Below are 17,974 nucleotides of genomic sequence, written 5' to 3'. Positions count from 1 at the left end.
GCGATGCACCCCAGCAATTACCTAGTAGGAGGGCACCGCATATCATTGAAAATGCGACTATTTTGTTGGCAAAACCTTTATGTGAATATGCGAAGGATGTTCTTTAGAACGATAAACACGGTGTGTTGCGCGAATAAAATCCTCTTCGTTGGCTTTAAAGATATTGTCTACATATTTTTGAGGATTGCGATCTACCATGGGAAACCATGTGCTTTGAATCTGAATCATAATGCGATGACCTCGTTTAAAGGTGTGACACACATCTTGTAAATTAAAAGACACTTTGGTGATTTTATTTGCGGTAAATGGTTTGGGGTGCTCGTAACTTTCGCGAAATCTACCGCGAATAATCTCACTGCGTACCATCATCTGGTAGCCACCCATCTTTTTTGTTTCCTTTTCGCCTTTTTGTTCATAATCATTGGGAAAAACGTCGATAATTTTTACCACCCAGTCAGCAGCAGTTCCGGTGGTGGAAACCCATAGGTTGGCATCGATAGGCCCGACAATGGTCATATCTTCTTCTAATACTTCCGTTTGGTAATGAAGTACATCGGGACGACGTGCGGCAAATCTTTGGTCTTCGATCATGTACTCTCGTGTCATGCCAATGGCGATTTCATTTCCTGAGGGCACGGGTTTGTTGGGGTCACTGATGTAGTCGTCAAACCCTTCTTTTTGAGGTGGCGAGAAATGTAGACGACTTTTGTCATGCATATACAAATTCTTTGGTTGCAAATTCTGCGGAGGCCATTTCTGAAAACGTCGCCAACGATTGGCCCCGGTTTCAAAACACAACGCCTCTGGCAACTGCAATTCACCTTTTCCTTTTAGGAAATGATTGAAAAACATACTTTCCACATGTTTTTGATAGTACTTAGATGTTTTGGCACCAAAAGAAATGTCACCCAATGAATTTCCTTCGCTACGTGCCCATCCACCATGAACCCACGGTCCCATGACAAGCATATTGAAAATACCGGGATTATTTTTTTCGACTTCTTTATAGATATTCAAAGGCCCGTAGAGATCTTCGGCATCAAACCAACCACCCACAGTCATTACCGCACATTTTACATTTTTGAGGTGCGGTAGTATGTTACGTGACTGCCAAAATTCATCGTAATTAGGGTGCTCTACGATATCGTTCCAAAACTTGATTTTTCCGTGCAAGTATTTTTCATTGGCGTTTTTTAGTGGTCCCATCTCTAAGAAAAATTGATAGCCATCGGGAGTTTTATGATCAAAGCGCTTGCCAAAGGTCGTGCGCAGTTTGTCGCGTTTTTTACCAAAAACACTTAGAAAGTTAAATCCATGAGGAAGAAAAAAAGCACCATGGTGATGGAAATCATCCCAAAACCAATCAGCGATGGGGGCTTGAGGTGAAACAGCTTTCAGCGCCGGATGGCTATCTATCATGCCGGCGGCACTATAAAATCCAGGATAGGAAATTCCCCACTGCCCTACTTTGCCATTGTGGTTTTTGATATTTTTTAGTAGCCATTCGATGGTGTCGTATGTGTCGGTGCTCTCATTGGTCTTTTTCGCGGAAACATGAGGTGTCATATTCACAAATTCTCCCTCGGACATCATCGTACCGCGCACATCCTGGTAGACAAAAATATAACCCTCTTTTGCCAGAAGATGATTAGGACCCAAACGCTTTTTATATTGATCAGCACCATATGGACTTACCGTATAAGGCGTACGGTACATCAGAATGGGATATTTTTGCGATACATCGTTTGGTATATACACCGCGGTGAACAATTTGGCTCCATCGCGCATCGGGATGCGATATTCGTATTTCGTGTAGTTTTCGCGGATATATTCCGCTTGTTCTTGCGCGTGAAAAATATTTAGTGAGAATACGACAAGTAGCAAAGATAAGTACTTCATTTTCTTCCTTTCAACGTAAGTGACAGGTCATTGTTATTAGAAGGAATTCTTGTGTTATTTCATGCCAAGCAATACACGTAAAGGCTTTATTCTCAAAATAAGACCTTCTAGTAAGCTTAAGCAAATAATAAATGATGTTGTGACAACAATCACGAGTTTTAAATATAGATTCAGTTGTAATTGCACGACATAAAATGCCACAAACAGAATAACAGGTTGGTGTAGTAAATAAAAAGGATTTATGATCTTCTGCCCATAGCTGAGTAACGGAGTGCTATAATTCAAATAACAGCTTCCCAAATAAACTACATATATTGCCCAGCACCAACTCATGAGCACAAAAGCAAGCCATATGGCATAAAACTCCACACTACCTGGTTGAGAAATGGCTTGTTGTGGATTTCCATACACCGCAGTGACAATGCCAATCACCACACCAAAGATTCCACCGCATAAGAAGATATTTCGATCTCGGTGAATAATTTCCATATAGACTTGTTTGGTGTAAAAAATATAACCCGCGACAAAAAAAGTAAACATGTACAAGAACTCTGCCCATCCGTGTTGACCGGGAATAGGATGAAAGATCAACTTGATGGCAAATAGAGGTAGGATAAACAACAACATGCCGCCTTTTTTTTGCAACAAAGCCTCAAGGTAAGATAAAAAGCGTTGACCGCGTTCCCCTTTTAGCCACTGAAAAAACGGAATAGCGATCACGGAAAACGCAAATAAAAAGCCCAGGAACCACAAGTGGATACCCCATCTTCCAAAAATACTTGGGCTAAGCAAAATTGTGGGGTCGGTAATGTGTTGCCAAAAAGAGGGGAGAAATTCCAAAAACGTTCCGCTATGTTTTCCTTTGTGGATCCATTCCAGGTATATTTGAAATGGCGAAAGAAGAATCGATCCGACAATAAAAGGCACAAAGAGCCGTTGGACGCGTTCAATGGCAAAGCGATATCCCGTTCTTCGCTGCAAAGAAAACCAACTTCCCGCACCAGAGATAAAAAAGAATACCGGCATTGCCCACGGAAAAACCATGATTAATACAACTGTTACCAGCATACTTTTGTCACCATTTTTGATATGCCAGTCTACCAAGTCAAAAGGATGGACAGCATGAAACAAAAACACTCCCAAAATTGCCAAGACACGTAGCCAGTCAAGGTAATACAATCGCTTTGGCTGATCACTATCCATAAAATCCTCCAGATTTGTTACTTTGATAGATAATAGAAAACTTATGTTTTTTCTATAAGTAATTGATTGTTTACAAAACGGTAGTAAATAACCTGTTTTTCTCTTGGTGTATATGTTTTTAAATCAATGGTATCCCCTGGTTTTAACTTCCATACTTGTATGGCTTGGGGATCTTCCCAACTAAACTGCTTTTCTGAGTCTTGAAAAACGGGTTCGGTGAGCGGTATAACAACATAAACTTCGCTAGGGTATTTACCTTGCTTTTTCTTTTTGCCATAAACGACAGCGACGCCGTTTTCGCCCACGACAAGAGCCGTAGCTTCGTTAATACCTATGCCAATAACTTTTTTGGCTGATTCTACCCAGCCGCGATGCACAATTTTCGCTAAAAACCCTACCAACCTTTTTTCACGCTTACGATTACTAAAGTGTGTATCCGTGATCGTATTTTGCATAAACGGTACATTTAGAAAGTCTTTGTGAGGATGCCCTTTGGCTGCAGTATAACTAAATTGACCTAATATTGCCAAACCCGCACTGATTCCTCCAATGGGAATTTTTTTCTCTGTCGCCAAATATTCGATCGCTTTTTCTACTTTGGTGTCTTTCCAATAACGAAAGTATCTCGATTGTTTTCCACCGCCGATATACAGTGCTTCCGCATTCCTAAGAATCTTATATACATAGTCACTTTGGGCTTTTTCACGAGAATCCACCACCAAGGTTTGGGTAGAATCAAAGCCCTTCTTGAGCGAGACCGACCGTTTGTTAGAAGCCGTTAAAAAAACATAGTCGCCACCACCGGATTTTTTGCGAAACCATTCGTTGCGTCCAAGTGGCTCCGCTCCGCCACCTGAAAGCCATAAACCGTAAGATGTTTCGGTGGTAACATCTTCAGGATTGCCAGCGATTAAGATTTTAACTCTCGATTTGGCAAAGTTTACCAACTTAACCTCTTGTGGCTTTTCCTCCATTTTTTCCTGTGCGAAACAAAAAGAAAGAGTGGTGATCAAAAATAAAAACAGTTTCACTAGGAGCCTCCTGTTATTTAGCTGTCGTTTTTTGTGAACTACACTGAATTTACTATAACAGATAATAACGGATTTGCATAGAGGACTACACTCTATCATTTGAAGTGACAAAATGGCACTCCAAAAATACTGGCTTTTGAAATCTAAATATAAGATAATCTACGTTTACTTGAAGTGACAAAATGTCACTTCAATTTTTAAGTGCCATTTTGTCACTTCAATATTAGATTTGTATCTAAAGTAGGTAATACATGAACGAACTAGCTATTAATATCAACAATAACTCATATCCAGTACTTGAGTTACCAGGACGACCGAAAGCTTTATTAGATAGAACTGTCGCCACCATTTTTCAAATAGAGACGAAATATCTCAACAGAATAGTCTCGCGCAACAAAAAGAAATTCCCGGAGGACTTTTGTTTTGTACTAACAGATGAAGAAGTGGAGATTTTGAAGAGACAAAATGTCACTTCAAATCCCAGAGCTTTTAATCGTAGTAAGCCTAAAGCGTTTACCTGGGAAGGATGTAACAGCGTTGCTTTATTGTTGCGCTCTGACCGAGCTGCACAAAGGTCTGTTGAAATTATACGTGCTTTTACCTCCTCCGAGAGAGGTAACTACTCTGCCGCTGATTTACCGCAAATGATTTCGTCGGCGGTCGTCAACGATCGACGTTTGATCAAAGCGGTTGTGAACGAAATTGATTTTATCAAAACAGCGATGAGTTCTATGCAGAGTAGGCTAAACGGTTTAGAAGAGTTACTACATACACATACGCGGCAAATAGAGAAAGTGGAGAATGCATGTATATCTCCGGAACAAGCGGAAGAGCTACGCGATATCGTCAAGGAAAAGGCGAAAAGTCGCAAACAAATGCACAAAATTTGGCGTGAATTTAAAGAACACTTTCATTTGGCTCGTTACACGCAGTTACCTACCAGTGAATTTCCACAGGCCGTGCAGTGGTTGAATGCTTACCGGTTTTGAGTGTGTCAGACGCGAAAGAGATTCGTTTACCGTGTCACAAAACATTACAGGAGATTACATGAGACGCCAACGTCAAACGAGATACTACGTGGACCTACTCATACTAAAAGGCAGAGAAAAGTATAATATACCTGCTATTTTGTTGTTGCCAACACCTGTATTATTCTTTTTTTATGTTATTCTTCAAGGTGAGGCAGAGGCAAAAGTAAACCCAGTGATTATTTTGTTTGTGATGATGTTTTTGTTACTTGTGTTGGCTTTTAGAAAAAGCCATCAGATAAAGAGAGAAGATCAAGAATATTTCGCCAAATTAAAGAAGAAAAGAATAAACTCTAAATAACCATGACAAAAAGTTACTTGTTGTGTAGGGAATTATGAAGCTTTAGGAGTAGCAACATGAAATTTAGAAATTATCGCCTTTTAGACGAACTAGGCCGTGGCGGAATGGGGATCGTTTATCTGGCGCGCGATGAGCAACTAGGGAGAGAATGCGCTCTTAAAGTTTTAATAAATGCCAATACCAATAGTCGCCAACTACAGCGTTTTATGAGAGAAATGCGTGCTGTTGCGCGTTTGAACCATCCTTGTATCATCACCATGTTCGAGTCAGGAACAGAGCCTACATATTTCTATACCATGGAGTACATTCCTGGAATTACTTTAAAAGAAGCGATTCGCCAAAAATGTTTTTCTACAAATGAATTGATTCATATTTTCATCAAAATTTGCCATGCTATTGAATATGCGCATAAGAATAACGTGATTCATCGCGATTTAAAACCAGCAAATATTATGGTTCGCAAAAATAATGAACCAGTGGTGATGGACTTTGGCCTTGCCAAGCAACTAGGAGAACAAGACATTTCTATTTCGACAGATATTCTTGGCACACCTATGTACATGGCACCTGAAATTTTGAATGGACGAAACACCACCCGGAAAAGCGATCTTTACTCTTTGGGAACTATTTTGTATGAAATATTGGTAGGGCGACCTCCCTATGTGGGCGATTCGGTGATGAATATCTTTTACCAAGTTGTGCACACCGAGATATTGCCACCCACATGTCTAAACCCATCTATAAAAAAAGATTTGGACATCATATGTCTGAAGTGCCTAAACAAAAAACCTCAGAAACGTTATTCCTCTGTTTGTGAATTACGACAAGAACTACAACGTTTTATCGACAATAAGCCCATTCTTACAAAATCCACGGGAACTTGGGCCAGAATCCAAAAATGGATTTACCGCCACCCCTTGCCGTCGACGATCATGGTGATCAGTGTTCTCTCTACAGCGATTATCTCGTTATTGCTGATTGCCGTTTCCCAAAAAAATAACGAGCTTGCACAGCAGCGACAAACCCTCGAAAAAAGTAACCATCGTTTAGCTCAAAATCAGGAAGAACTCAAAGCAAACAACATCCTACTAAAAAGATCTTTGGCAAAAGCAAGTTTAAAACATGCCTATACTCATATAGGTAACAAAGAGTATCCACAAGCAGCACAAGAGCTTGTATACGCGCGTAAGATATTGAAAAAACACGACAAAACAAATGAGTTACGCGAAGAAGTAGAGTTTGTATTAACGAACGCCATTTATTCTAATTTACCTATTTGCTTAGGAGAAGTCGAGTTACCAATCGCTGAGTTTGATATGGCTGATTTCACTGGACGTATTCTAACGAAAGAGTTATCTACCACAAAAATTTGGGATGTCTCGCAGATGGAAAGCTCTCCACGATTGTTGTATACAATTCCTTCTTCAGTAAAACTAGCGCGTATTTCTGCAAATGGTCGTTTTGTGACGCGTGTCAATCCTCTCAATCAAATTGAAATTTATGATGTACGGTCACAACAAAAAAAGAGCGTATTGCCAGGAAAATATCCTGGTATTTCCCACATAAAAATTTCCGATAGTGGTCAGCAGGTATTGTTTATCGCAAAGGATCGTTTATGGTTTTGGGAAAAAGGTAAAAAAATAAGAAAATTGGCACTGGATAAGAAGGAAAGAGTACACAACATTGCTCTCGCTGCAAATGGTAAATATTTTGCGGCAAGTTCGGGTGGTGTGGTTTTTATCTTTAAAAATGGGAAAAAAGTACGCGATGATTATATTCCCATCAACCATCACTCTGAAGCTATGTCATTGAATCCGCGTCGTAACATCATTGTGTATACGAGCAACAGAGGAGAATTTGTTATTTCCAACTTTAACGAAGATTATCGTGTTTCTTATGAAGCACATTCGGGAAAGATGGCCGATATCGCCTTTAGTCGGCGAGGACACTTTTTTGCGACGGCAGGGGAAGATGGTCGCGTCATTTTATGGAATGCGGCGAATAGTAAAAAACTATTTGTTTTGCCTACTACAATGGGGGTGCAACAGGTTTGCTTCGATAATAGTGGACGTTTTTTATATGTTTGCGGTACGCGCCAAAGAAAAATATTTTGTCAAAAATGGCAAATTCATTTTGAGAAAGCCACACAGCAATTTACTCTGTCCGCAAAAGAGCAGCAACAACTCAATCGTATTGTAAATTTGAGTGTCAATACCAATTTCAATACAGAAACGGCCACCATTAGCCCCAAAAACCGCTATTATGCCTTTAATTTAAAAATTAGGGTTGTTGTTGTGGATCGACAAAACCCCAATACCACCAAATCTATTTTTAACAAAAATTATCAAAAAATTAGTAGCCTGTGGTTTGATAATGATGAAACAAAGATGCTCGTTCACGAAGGGCCTAGTATCACAATCTATGATCTTCCGGACCTCACTAACCGTGAGATGAAGATTAAAGTGCACGACCAACGCATGTCTAAATTTTCACCCGATGGTCGATTTCTTTATGTTTCTAGGGACAAGGGCTATTCCTGTATGGAAGTTTATAGCACCGCTTCTGGGCAAAAAATTGCTGAGCGAAGAACTTTATCCCTAATTAGGGAGATTGCTTTTGACCCTCAAAGAAAATGGGTCGCTCTAGGTGCAAGAAGGGGCATCATCGAAATTTGGCCAGCAAATTTTTGGGATAATCCAAATAAAGAGGAATACTCTTTGGTGGAGAGTGATCACTATGCACTCGCTTGGGATTACGCGGAAAAGCTAATTTCCGCTTCTGCCGATGGCAAAATAACGGCATGGGAGAGACAAAATGTACAATGGCTAAACACTACCTCCATTTCTATTGGATTACAAGCGAAAGAAATAAAAATTTCTCCCGATAATCGTTTTTGGGCAGCACTTACCAATCACAGTATTGTGATTTATGACTTATCGCTAAACAAACACGTCAAGAGCTATTTGGGATATAATGAAGATGGCTCAGCCAATATTAGTAAAGATTGGCAATATATCGCACTTCCTTCGATCCTCGGAGAATTTTCTCTGCGAAAATTTCATCATAAAGATCCTTTGATTCCGCAGCAAATACAAGATGCTTTGCATCGTAATTCTGTAAAGTAGAAGGAGAGATAATTGAAAATCATAAAGGGAAAAACGCTACACCACATTGAGGATGACACATACTACCGAGGTTGTACGTTCTATCTAGAAAAACCTGTGGTACTCGAGCTTGGCTGTGCTTTTAACAATTGTAGTTTCCGCACGCCATTACGTACTCGTATAAATCATAGAAGTATGTTTATGAATTGCAACTTCAATGATGGTGTGCAACTTGTGATAGAAGACACCAGCCAATTGCCTGTGCCCATGGCACTCATACCTCATGTCAAACATTTAAAGATGTCTGGAATTAAGATATGGATTGTTGAAAATTGGATTTCTTTAGAATCTATAGATTTACGTATGTCCAACGAGAACATTTTGTCAGACGATATGTTCTCGTTGCCGTCTCTTCGACTCATCGAGTTACCGAAACAACCAGATCCCGAAAGTTTTCTTGCCAACTACACGAAAATTATTGAATTTTTCAAAGAGGATATGTGGTATTCGCGACGTATCGTTGCATTTCACATGAAGGATTATGACGCCATAAAAATTTGGCCCATAGAAGAAATTGGCTCCGAAGAAGATAAAAAATGGGGGAAAATTGTCTCCATGGATTGTGCTCCGTCTGAAAGAGAATATGTGTCTGTTCCTAAGTTAAGTAAAAGTAAAAATAAAAAAGGTAAGCGGTTAGATACTGTAAGGGATGATATTAAAGATTACTTAGAGACAGGACTCTCAAAACGAAACATTGTGGAGATTCTGAATCGTGGTCTTGATAAGCCCGTCGCATATTCTACTTTATTAAACTACATCAAAAACGATGCAGAATTGTCACTTATTCGTAAAAAGAAAAAATAAGGAACACAAAAATTTTTCCTACTTGTTTTTTTAGAACTTACGGTTTATGTTTGAGTGTATGATTCTTATTTTTTTATAAAACAAGGAGACTTTATGTGCGAAGATTTTTTTGCCGCAATTGTGGCGGGTGATCAAGAAAAAGTCGGAGAGTATTTTGGGGAGAACTTTGACTTAAACATACGTAGTAGCGAAAAAGAAATAGAGGGCTTGACACCTTTACATGTGGCAATTGATACGGAGCAAACAGAGCTTATTATTGAATTTTTGAAAAGGGGTGCAGATCCTAATCGCAGAGACTGCGAAGAAACTTCACAAAATATCCGAGATGCCAAATGGTACTCTGCGGATACTGATTACGAAACAATAAATAAAATGATGAACATTAGAACAGGACGAACACCTTTAATGTATGCCTTAGGAATAAACAACAACGATATTAGCAAATTACTCCTTGAAAACGGGGCGGATCCTAACATCGAAGATTTTCTTGGCTTTAATTCCTTAAGCATCGCCGTCGAAAAAGGTAATAAAGAAATGGTGGAAAAATTTCTAGAAATGGGAGTGGAGACGGATTGGAATTTTTGGGAAGAGAACTATCTCTTATCAAAAAAGATGCGGAAATTTTTAGAGAAAAAAGGTATCAAAAAAACAAAGAAAAAAAAGGAGAAGAAAGAATTTGTGATTGAAGAAACACTAGATTTTTCTCCTATTGCGGCGGATACTTTAGAGAAGTATACATTTGAGAATGTATTACAAAAACTGCATCAAAATGTACAATCAGAAAAATTTTTAGAAGCGAAGGAACATGCGGAGAGTTTTTTTGGTAAAGCTTTTAAGAAATTTTCTGTGGAACGTAAATGGGTAGGATACTTTTATAGGTGCCCTAAAAAACGGAACCTGACTAATGAAGATCTTTTTCGCTTACAAAATGAACTAGCAAAACACAATGCATTCGCCTATGTTTGTAAACGTGCCACCAGTGAACGCCAAGTTCGCATTATTCCGGAGGCAGATAAATATTACGCCATAGTACTAGAACAAACCTGGGATTGTCGACTAGGCACAGATGGTATCGTAGAATTTGTAATGCAAATAGACCGCGATAACCCAGTTATACTTGATAGTATAGAGAATGATGCACTCAGCGGTGAGTTTATTAACCCCATAAACAATCCGCGACACTTAGCCAAAAAAATGCAGGATTTGTGCCCTGACCTTTACGAATCTAAAATGAAACTTTTGGCGGAGGAGTTAGAAGAAAATAGAGAATTTTACCTGTGGTGGGACTAAATGATAGGTAAAGACATAATGACTAGCTGATAGAAGGAAGATATTTGCAAGCGCAGGTTTCAGATTTGAAACTTGTGCTTACAAACGGATTCTGAAGAAGTTCTAAATGGGTCGCCAAAAATTTATATTTTCATACGACGCCGTAAAAAAATCAAAACACCTGCGATTAGAATTACAATAGGAACGCCAAAACCTACAGCGACGATGTAAATGGAAAAAAACTGAGAGAAAGATTCATATTTTTCCGTCGATACAAAACTGATCATCCAAATAATCGGAGCTGCAATCAGAATTCTTACCACAAGATGAATAATGCCTTTTAACTTGTCCCATATACTAGTTTTAGGGAATCTCATACCGCTAAATAGTGATGTTTTTGTACCGCCTGAGTGTCTTTTTTCGTCTGGCGTTGCTGGTCCTTTATTTTCGTGAACATATTCCTGTTTTTCCACTTTTGGTTTAGGGCTCTCAGAAAAAGATTTTATGGCACTTTCTACGGAGGAATAAAAGCAAAAACCTTCGTAAGCGTTTGGTCTTTCCGCATATATACGTAAGTTTTCTTGGATATTCAACATTCTGACATCTATTTCTCTGTAAGAAAAATACCTCCACGAACCGATCATTGCCGATGTGCAATAGTCATTGCTTTGCAAATCAGAAAGATCGATAATGACTTTGCCGTCTGTTCCTCTGTACGTATCTCTAATAAACGAAATAAATGGTCTGGAGTTTTGCGATGTGACACTCCCTGAAAGTTTGATGATGCATATGTCACTACCATTTTTGTATTCTGTAGAAATAGAGATGTTGGGAATGATATCTTCTTCTATTTGGGGACGAAACGTTTGAGAATCGGAAGAAATGTCAAAAAATGGTACGTCAGAAAACAAAAAACTTTGCGAGTTGCGTGCCTTTTCGACGATTACCCACAATGCACCGAATAAAACCAATAAAATCAGTATACTCATACCGTTTAAAAACGGAGGAACATAGTCGAAAAAATATAAAAACGCGGACTTTAGTATGAAATACAAAGCGTATACACAAGAGATCGCAATGATGACGGGAATGGTAGATCGTAGTTGACCAAGATTTCGTTGCGGGGATTTTAACATTACGATTGTATTATAATTTTCTTTGTCTTCGCCGCTTAACAGTGGATTATTGTCTAAACGGATATGGTCAAGAAGTGGAAAGTCATTGATGCTGCATGGTAGTTTTTGTAGTTGGTTGTGGCGCAAGTCTAAATACTTTAATTTAATGAGGCTTTTGATACTGTCAGGCACCGTGGCTAACTGATTGAAGCTGAGATTTATATTTTGTATTTGTGAAAAAGCCAACTTGTCGGGGAGAGAAGTTAGTTGGTTGTGGCTCAAGTTTATTTTCTCCAGAGATGCAGTGCTGGTCGCTTCTTGCGGAAAAAAAGTAAGTTCGTTATTACTTAAATTTAAATCTTTCAAATTCGATAAGTGACCAAATGTTGTTGGTAGCGATGTTAGTTTGTTCGATTGCAAATAGAGTTCTTGCAATTGGGTAAGATGGCCGATACTTTCAGGTAGAGAATTAAGATTATTATAACTCAAATCCAGTTCTTTTAGTTGAGAGTTTAAATTTGGCGGTAGTGTACTCAGTCGGTTGTTGGTCGCGTAGAGATAATGTAGTTGCTCCAAATTACACAATTCTGTTGGTAAATAATTGAGTTGATTAAAACTTACATCTAAATGATATAATTTTTTTAAACCACCTATTTCAACAGGTAAAGTAGATAATTGGTTGTTGGAGAGGTATAAAAATTCAAGCTCGGTAAGTTCGACAATTTCAACAGGCAGTTCCGTTATCAGGTAGTTGTTTAGATAAAGGTAGCGTGTTTTTTTTTGCGCAGCGTAACGAATGAACTCAATGAGTTTGCTTTTTTCAAAAATATCGGTTTGGGTCATCGTTTTTCCTCGACTATATGATCATTGAGCTTAGAAATTGACTATGTTTACGAAAATGAATTCGATAACAAAGTATACCATGTTTTGCAAGTGAGAAGAACAATCTTAAATGAACAGAAGTGTTAGGAGTAAAAGCTTATGTCTAAGGAAATGAAACCTCCATGGGAAGTTTTTCCCACTTATGAGCGGTACACCATTGGCTGGAGAATGGGAGCAGGAGAGCAGTACCGCTATGATTGGTACGATTTTCTCAAAAGGATACCAAAAAAACTAGAAAGTCGTTTGGCGTATTTAAAACGCCACCGACCAGCTCCCATCAATTGGGGAGCTTCGGTTTACCAGGTACTGTATCCAGACTCTGATTATGACGACTACAACAAAGAAAAAACGCCAGAACTTTTGGACATGGGAGTGATCGAATATGATGCGGCATACAACACGTGGTTGAAAATGCAAAATGAAATCGCATGGCCGTGGGCAAAGGGGTTTTTTGATGGTCCAGAAGAAACGCTCAGGTATAACACCAGAGAATTTTGGTTTTTTTCGCGGCAATTTCAAAATGAAAAAACGCCTAGCAATATTCACATTCCTGACGCGTGGCAAGGTATCGCGGAAGAAATACAGACGGGGAAGATGAGTGATGTCAATCCCGAAAAAGGTCTGTTAACACTGGCGAAAATGTTGTGTGCTGGCTCAATAAAGCCGCCTTGGTTTTATGAACTCTCCCTCGATGATTTTGAAGATAATTTTGAAATGGATATGGGTTACGTCGATGCTTTTCGTTTGTGGATTATGTGCTCTTTTGATGATGATTTACTATTGCGTGATATGTTAGAAAAGTTCGGAACACCTAGTAGTTGGAAACAGTGGATTGAGGAGCAGTGTGATTTTTAAAGTTCACTCTATGTTGCCGTACATTGTCAGTGTCATTTATGTAAACCTGTTCAGAAAATAGTCATAGACGACACTCTGTAAGAACTAGCGGTAGTTATTAACAAAAAACCATCATATTTTTTTTGAACACGTCTAAAGTAATACTTGTTTCAAATATACAAAAGCGAAACTATTTGTATTTGCTACCAAACAAAAATTGCAATTAAAAACAAGCCTGAATCATCTTATCAAAAAAACAAAATTTTTTTAGCGGAAAGTTTTGTTTATGAACTTATTGTGAAAGGTATAATATGAGAATTATATGGTTATTGTCTATTTTTTGTTTGTTTGCCATATCTTGCACAAAAGATTTGTACAATGCGAATGAAACAGTTGTCGTTGACCTGTTTCGCAATCATGGTCTAACTTGTGAACAGTTAGACGACGTGACAATAAAAATTCATGCATTTGCTGAAAATGAAACAGCGAATGCAGACTATACAACAATTGAAGAAGGATACTACCAATTTCCCTACGCTGCCAAAGCAACAGAAATGGTTTTTTGGTTTCCCCTATCTGTCGCTTTTTATCCTTTTCTATTTGTCATCCCTATTGCCCCAGACCATATTCATCCTGCGTCCGTACCTCTTTTGTTGTTGAATCCACTAAAATCTGTGGCCTACCGCAGTAAACTTGTTTCTACGGGACAGAAAATCCAAAAGCACTGGTTACGGTTTCGCGAAAAAAGCCATATATATCCATCCCCCAAGTCAACGATTTTTGTTGATACACGATCAAAAACGCACAAATTAGTCACAGATACAAAAGGTAACCTCATTCTTGATATTCGCGCAATCTTGAATCCTAAAGAACTCGACGGAAGTAGTTTTGTCATAAGACATAAAGAATTTCAAAAGGTAATCACCATACATAATGGTCAAATTGCAAGTCTAAATTCCCATCAAAAATTGCGACAAGCACGCAATACCTCACGGCAAAAAAACTTAGCAAGTGGTCATATCAAATTGACGTCAACTAAAGACTACTTTGTATACGGAGATCGTCCGCAATTGGAGGTATTTACTGGTAATCTTGAAGGGGAGGCAATTCAAAGTTCTTTAAGATACTCCGTGAGTTTTGTAATAAAAAAAACGGATCAAACTACAAATTTTTTCTCACAACCTATGACGAGCTTAGGAAATGAAAATATACATCTCTCGCCTTTTGCTCATGAAAAAGAAATTGACAATGGTTTACTTTTGACCAATACCCAAGGAAAAGCACAGTTCTCTTTTGACCTATCAAAGATTGTATTACAAAAAAACTCCATTTCCTTAGCACAGCAATACAATATGTCTGAGAAAAACGAAAATGTGTATATTAAAATTGATTTCACAACCACTGAGCAAGATCCGCCAAGTAGTACATTTTTATTTCCTATTTATTTTCCGGCATTATTGATAAACGCCATTCCTTCTCGCGAAGTCTTTAAAGACGGAGAAGATAACCACCTAGATATTTTTGTCACAGAGCTAGATGGTCGCCCGGTACAGGCAAAATTAGTCGTTGCGATACACGGCCATATAATGCACTTAACAACGGAAGGTAATATACGTATTGCTGTTCCTCGTCCACAACTTACCTTTTCTGATGGGCCCGGATTTTATACGGAAAAATTTTTAAAACAACGAGACAAGGGCCACTTTCCCGTTACCATATGGGCGGTAGGGAAAAATGGACTGCGTGGAAAAAAAAGCACCCTTTTTTCTTATGACTACCACGATTTAATTTTGAAGATGAACTCTAGCAATTGATCACTTGGGTAATGAAACGACATCTGCTATTCTTTTTCATCTAGAGATTTGCCATTCATTACACGTATAATTTGCGGCTTAATAATAGAAGTCCACAGTTGATAGCCTTTTGCGTTGATATGAATGCGATCCCAAGTAAATAACTCTGACCTAACTTTTCCTTGTTTGTCTAACATGGCGGAAACGATATCCACATAAAAAACGTTGTCTTTTTTGGTGGTAAATTCTTCTATTTTTTGATTGGCTTCCGCGAAGGATTTACGCCATAGAGAACGTAAAATCGGTGGCTTTATGGAAACATAAATTATTTTTGTCTTTGGTAAATTGCTGTGGATAATGTTCACCAACTTTTCAAATTCATTGCGGACTTGAAGGGGAGATATGGAGTCCGCGATGTCGTTTTCACCACAATAAATCACAACAACCTTCGGTTGGTAACATAGAATAATGCGCGAGCTAAAATGAGTTAAGTGGTGCATATAAGAACCACCAAATCCGCGATTTAAAACAGGTAGCGGTTTCATGTCTTCTTGCAGAGAACTCCAATAATTAATACTTGAGCTGCCTGTAAAAACGACTCCACCAAGTACTGGTGGTTTTTTTTGATCTTGCTGTTCAAATGCAACAATAGAAGACTCCCAAAACGAAATACTTCTCATAAATGCTTTTGCAGCAAAGTACCCGGCAATAGTAAGAAGTATAACGACGCAGCAGATATACAATATTCTTTTTTTCTTCATAGAGCACCCAATGGTCCAATTTTGTACAAAATTTCTTAAAAATCACAATGTTTACTGTGTTGTATTTCTAACGCCTAAAGTCTGTTTGATAGTCTTGTATGCGATGTAATTGATCTGAGGCGACGTAATCAATGATTTCGGTTATATGATCGAACTGTGCTTTAGCACATATACAGTTGGCTCCCGCAGCCTTTAGTCTTTCATTTCCTTCTTTGTGTGAAGAAACAGCGATGATAAAACTTTGGTGTTTTTGTTTTTTTGCATAAGCAATAAATTCGTTGCCTTTTCCATCATCTAAATCGTAATCTACTAGTAAAATGTCAAAATTAGATTTGGCGATGAGTTCTTTTGCGCCTTGAACTGTTGGTACGATAGTGACATTGTAGTTTTTGAGAAAACATTTGCAAACTACATCGGCAAATGATGGGTTGTTTTCTACATATAAAATTTTCATATTAGCCTCGTAGGATGAGTATCTTGGAATTTTAGCTTCTCTTGCTTTTCGAAAACTAAATCGCTAAATCCTGATAGTTTTGTCTCGTACTTGATCCCTTAGTTTATTCTTCATTTTATAACCTACATTTGGTAAACATTTCTGCGGATAAATTCTTGTGAATTTTATATCCGAAGTTCCATATAGTTACGTATACAACAAAATTTTTTTGTGAGAAAGTTATATAATCAGCCATTATACACAATTTTGTTTTTAATATTTTTAGCTAAATGAAAAATTAGATACAGGTAATTGATTTAAACAAAACATCATTCTATTATGAAAGGACAAATTTATATCTATAAACTTTACGTAACATTTGATTTGCTAGGACAAATATGGAATTCAAACACTATAAAAGTATTCAAAACACTTCATCTCAAAAGTATATAAATAAACTTGTTACGCAAAGACGTACAAGTGGTTCTTTCATCGTACAAGAAAAGATACATGGAGCCAATTTTAGCTTATGGTGCGATGGGAAAGAAGTGAAATATGGCCGAAGAAAAGGCTTTACCGAAAAGGGAGATTTTTACGACTATAGTGCCATTCAACAAGATTGTCAGGAAAAAGTTACACGACTATATAACATTTTGCAAGAGAAAGGCATTACCCAAGTAGCTGTTTTTGGTGAACTTTTTGGTGGGTTTTATCCACATCCCTCTACGACAGAAGATAAGGAAGTCCCTATTATTCAACAGAAAATCTACTATAGTCCACACTTGCAGTTTTGTGCGTTTGATATTTTGGCCGATGAGCAATTTATTTCTGTTCGGGAAAGCAACAAACTATTTGCGGAGGTTGGATTTTTTTACGCCAAAACGCTTTTCTCTGGTAGTTTTGAAGAATGTATGAAGTATCCTAACTTTTTTCCCACTACGATTCCCGCAAGTCTCGGGCTGCCTGAAATGGAAGATAATATTTGCGAAGGTGTGATTATTCGCTCAGATGATCGCAGTTTTTTTTCCACTTTCCAACGCGTGGTTTTGAAAAACAAGAATGAAAGATGGGAAGAAAAGAAAATAGTAAAAGTGGACGAAGTGGACTTGTCCGAAGAAGCCAATACTCTCTTAGGAGAACTGCTTTCCTGCGTTACGGCAAATAGATTACGCAATGTCATTTCAAAAATAGAGCAAATTAGCGAAAATAGTTTTGGTACTCTAATGAAAGAACTAAGTAGAGATGTATGGGATGAATTTAACAAAACCTATCAATTAGATTTTGAAAAACTAGATAAATTTTCTCAGAAAAAGCTAAGAAAACAAACAAATACCGCCTGTGCTGCCCTGATCACCGAAAACTTTACAGATATTGTTGCCAATAAATTTTGAGCTTTGCCAGTCGGATTGCCATCCCATAATCATTTTCTTAAATAAGAATTGTTTTGATCAACTGCA

The 17,974-nt window shown here is 38.1% G+C and carries 14 protein-coding genes; 8 read left to right on the top strand and 6 right to left on the bottom strand.

Annotated features, from left to right (window positions below; translation table 11 throughout):
- Positions 1-57 precede the first annotated feature (57 nt).
- The 3 genes from UABAM_RS26110 to UABAM_RS26100 are packed head-to-tail and all read right to left on the bottom strand — an operon-like array spanning position 58 to position 4,133.
- Positions 58-1,899 (bottom strand): CocE/NonD family hydrolase, encoded by a 1,842-nt coding sequence (locus UABAM_RS26110; protein ID WP_151970929.1) that lies wholly within the window; start codon positions 1,897-1,899, stop codon positions 58-60.
- A gap of 54 nt (positions 1,900-1,953) precedes the next feature.
- A complete protein-coding gene (locus UABAM_RS26105; RefSeq protein WP_151970928.1) occupies positions 1,954-3,102 on the bottom strand; it encodes an acyltransferase family protein in 1,149 nt (382 codons plus the stop codon).
- Positions 3,103-3,143: 41 nt separating this feature from the next.
- Positions 3,144-4,133: a cyanophycinase gene (locus UABAM_RS26100; protein ID WP_173013581.1), complete on the bottom strand. Its 990-nt coding sequence runs from the start codon at positions 4,131-4,133 to the stop codon at positions 3,144-3,146.
- A gap of 251 nt (positions 4,134-4,384) precedes the next feature.
- Between UABAM_RS26100 and UABAM_RS26095 the strand changes: the two genes are divergently transcribed.
- The 5 genes from UABAM_RS26095 to UABAM_RS26075 all read left to right on the top strand — a co-directional run bounded on the left by UABAM_RS26095 (position 4,385) and on the right by UABAM_RS26075 (position 10,720).
- Positions 4,385-5,122, top strand: a complete 738-nt coding sequence (locus tag UABAM_RS26095; protein ID WP_151970926.1) for an ORF6N domain-containing protein — start codon at positions 4,385-4,387, stop codon at positions 5,120-5,122.
- Positions 5,123-5,180: 58 nt separating this feature from the next.
- The gene (locus tag UABAM_RS26090) at positions 5,181-5,462 is read left to right on the top strand and encodes a hypothetical protein (RefSeq protein ID WP_151970925.1); all 282 of its coding nucleotides are present in this window, start codon (positions 5,181-5,183) and stop codon (positions 5,460-5,462) included.
- A 56-nt stretch (positions 5,463-5,518) separates the two neighbouring features.
- Positions 5,519-8,587 carry a WD40 repeat domain-containing serine/threonine-protein kinase gene (locus UABAM_RS26085; protein ID WP_151970924.1) on the top strand — a complete coding sequence of 1,023 codons (3,069 nt, stop codon included), beginning with the start codon at positions 5,519-5,521 and terminating at the stop codon, positions 8,585-8,587.
- A 12-nt stretch (positions 8,588-8,599) separates the two neighbouring features.
- Positions 8,600-9,430, top strand: a complete 831-nt coding sequence (locus UABAM_RS26080; RefSeq protein WP_151970923.1) for a hypothetical protein — start codon at positions 8,600-8,602, stop codon at positions 9,428-9,430.
- Positions 9,431-9,523: 93 nt separating this feature from the next.
- Positions 9,524-10,720 carry an ankyrin repeat domain-containing protein gene (locus UABAM_RS26075; RefSeq protein WP_151970922.1) on the top strand — a complete coding sequence of 399 codons (1,197 nt, stop codon included), beginning with the start codon at positions 9,524-9,526 and terminating at the stop codon, positions 10,718-10,720.
- 122 nt (positions 10,721-10,842) lie between these two features.
- Here the strand turns inward: UABAM_RS26075 and UABAM_RS26070 are convergent, their stop codons facing one another.
- Positions 10,843-12,657: a leucine-rich repeat domain-containing protein gene (locus UABAM_RS26070; protein WP_151970921.1), complete on the bottom strand. Its 1,815-nt coding sequence runs from the start codon at positions 12,655-12,657 to the stop codon at positions 10,843-10,845.
- A 138-nt stretch (positions 12,658-12,795) separates the two neighbouring features.
- Between UABAM_RS26070 and UABAM_RS26065 the strand changes: the two genes are divergently transcribed.
- Positions 12,796-13,551, top strand: coding sequence for a hypothetical protein (locus UABAM_RS26065; protein ID WP_151970920.1), 756 nt, complete (start codon positions 12,796-12,798; stop codon positions 13,549-13,551).
- A 290-nt stretch (positions 13,552-13,841) separates the two neighbouring features.
- Entirely contained in the window at positions 13,842-15,344 is a 1,503-nt protein-coding gene (locus UABAM_RS26060; protein ID WP_151970919.1) for a hypothetical protein, read from the top strand.
- A 26-nt stretch (positions 15,345-15,370) separates the two neighbouring features.
- On the opposite strand, the gene UABAM_RS26055 is transcribed toward UABAM_RS26060, so the two are convergent.
- Complete coding sequence (locus tag UABAM_RS26055; RefSeq protein WP_151970918.1) at positions 15,371-16,084, bottom strand: GDSL-type esterase/lipase family protein; 714 nt, start codon at positions 16,082-16,084, stop codon at positions 15,371-15,373.
- 67 nt (positions 16,085-16,151) lie between these two features.
- Entirely contained in the window at positions 16,152-16,538 is a 387-nt protein-coding gene (locus UABAM_RS26050; protein WP_151970917.1) for a response regulator, read from the bottom strand.
- Between the two features lie 377 nt (positions 16,539-16,915).
- On the opposite strand from UABAM_RS26050, the gene UABAM_RS26045 reads away from it, so the two are divergent.
- Entirely contained in the window at positions 16,916-17,908 is a 993-nt protein-coding gene (locus tag UABAM_RS26045; RefSeq protein WP_151970916.1) for an RNA ligase family protein, read from the top strand.
- The last annotated feature ends 66 nt before the right edge of the window (positions 17,909-17,974 follow it).

Source organism: Candidatus Uabimicrobium amorphum (genome assembly GCF_009002475.1).
GTDB lineage: Bacteria > Planctomycetota > Uabimicrobiia > Uabimicrobiales > Uabimicrobiaceae > Uabimicrobium > Uabimicrobium amorphum.
Note: the sequence above shows the minus strand (reverse complement) of the source record. Positions and strands in the feature narration are given on the sequence as shown.

Excerpts from the sequence above, each read along its gene's own strand:
- UABAM_RS26110 (WP_151970929.1), bottom strand. The coding sequence starts at position 1,899 with ATGAAGTACTTATCTTTGCTACTTGTCGTATTCTCACTAAATATTTTT.
- UABAM_RS26105 (WP_151970928.1), bottom strand. The coding sequence starts at position 3,102 with ATGGATAGTGATCAGCCAAAGCGATTGTATTACCTTGACTGGCTACGT.
- UABAM_RS26095 (WP_151970926.1), top strand. The coding sequence starts at position 4,385 with ATGAACGAACTAGCTATTAATATCAACAATAACTCATATCCAGTACTT.
- UABAM_RS26090 (WP_151970925.1), top strand. The coding sequence starts at position 5,181 with ATGAGACGCCAACGTCAAACGAGATACTACGTGGACCTACTCATACTA.
- UABAM_RS26085 (WP_151970924.1), top strand. The coding sequence starts at position 5,519 with ATGAAATTTAGAAATTATCGCCTTTTAGACGAACTAGGCCGTGGCGGA.
- UABAM_RS26075 (WP_151970922.1), top strand. The coding sequence starts at position 9,524 with ATGTGCGAAGATTTTTTTGCCGCAATTGTGGCGGGTGATCAAGAAAAA.
- UABAM_RS26070 (WP_151970921.1), bottom strand. The coding sequence starts at position 12,657 with ATGACCCAAACCGATATTTTTGAAAAAAGCAAACTCATTGAGTTCATT.
- UABAM_RS26065 (WP_151970920.1), top strand. The coding sequence starts at position 12,796 with ATGTCTAAGGAAATGAAACCTCCATGGGAAGTTTTTCCCACTTATGAG.
- UABAM_RS26060 (WP_151970919.1), top strand. The coding sequence starts at position 13,842 with ATGAGAATTATATGGTTATTGTCTATTTTTTGTTTGTTTGCCATATCT.
- UABAM_RS26055 (WP_151970918.1), bottom strand. The coding sequence starts at position 16,084 with ATGAAGAAAAAAAGAATATTGTATATCTGCTGCGTCGTTATACTTCTT.
- UABAM_RS26050 (WP_151970917.1), bottom strand. The coding sequence starts at position 16,538 with ATGAAAATTTTATATGTAGAAAACAACCCATCATTTGCCGATGTAGTT.
- UABAM_RS26045 (WP_151970916.1), top strand. The coding sequence starts at position 16,916 with ATGGAATTCAAACACTATAAAAGTATTCAAAACACTTCATCTCAAAAG.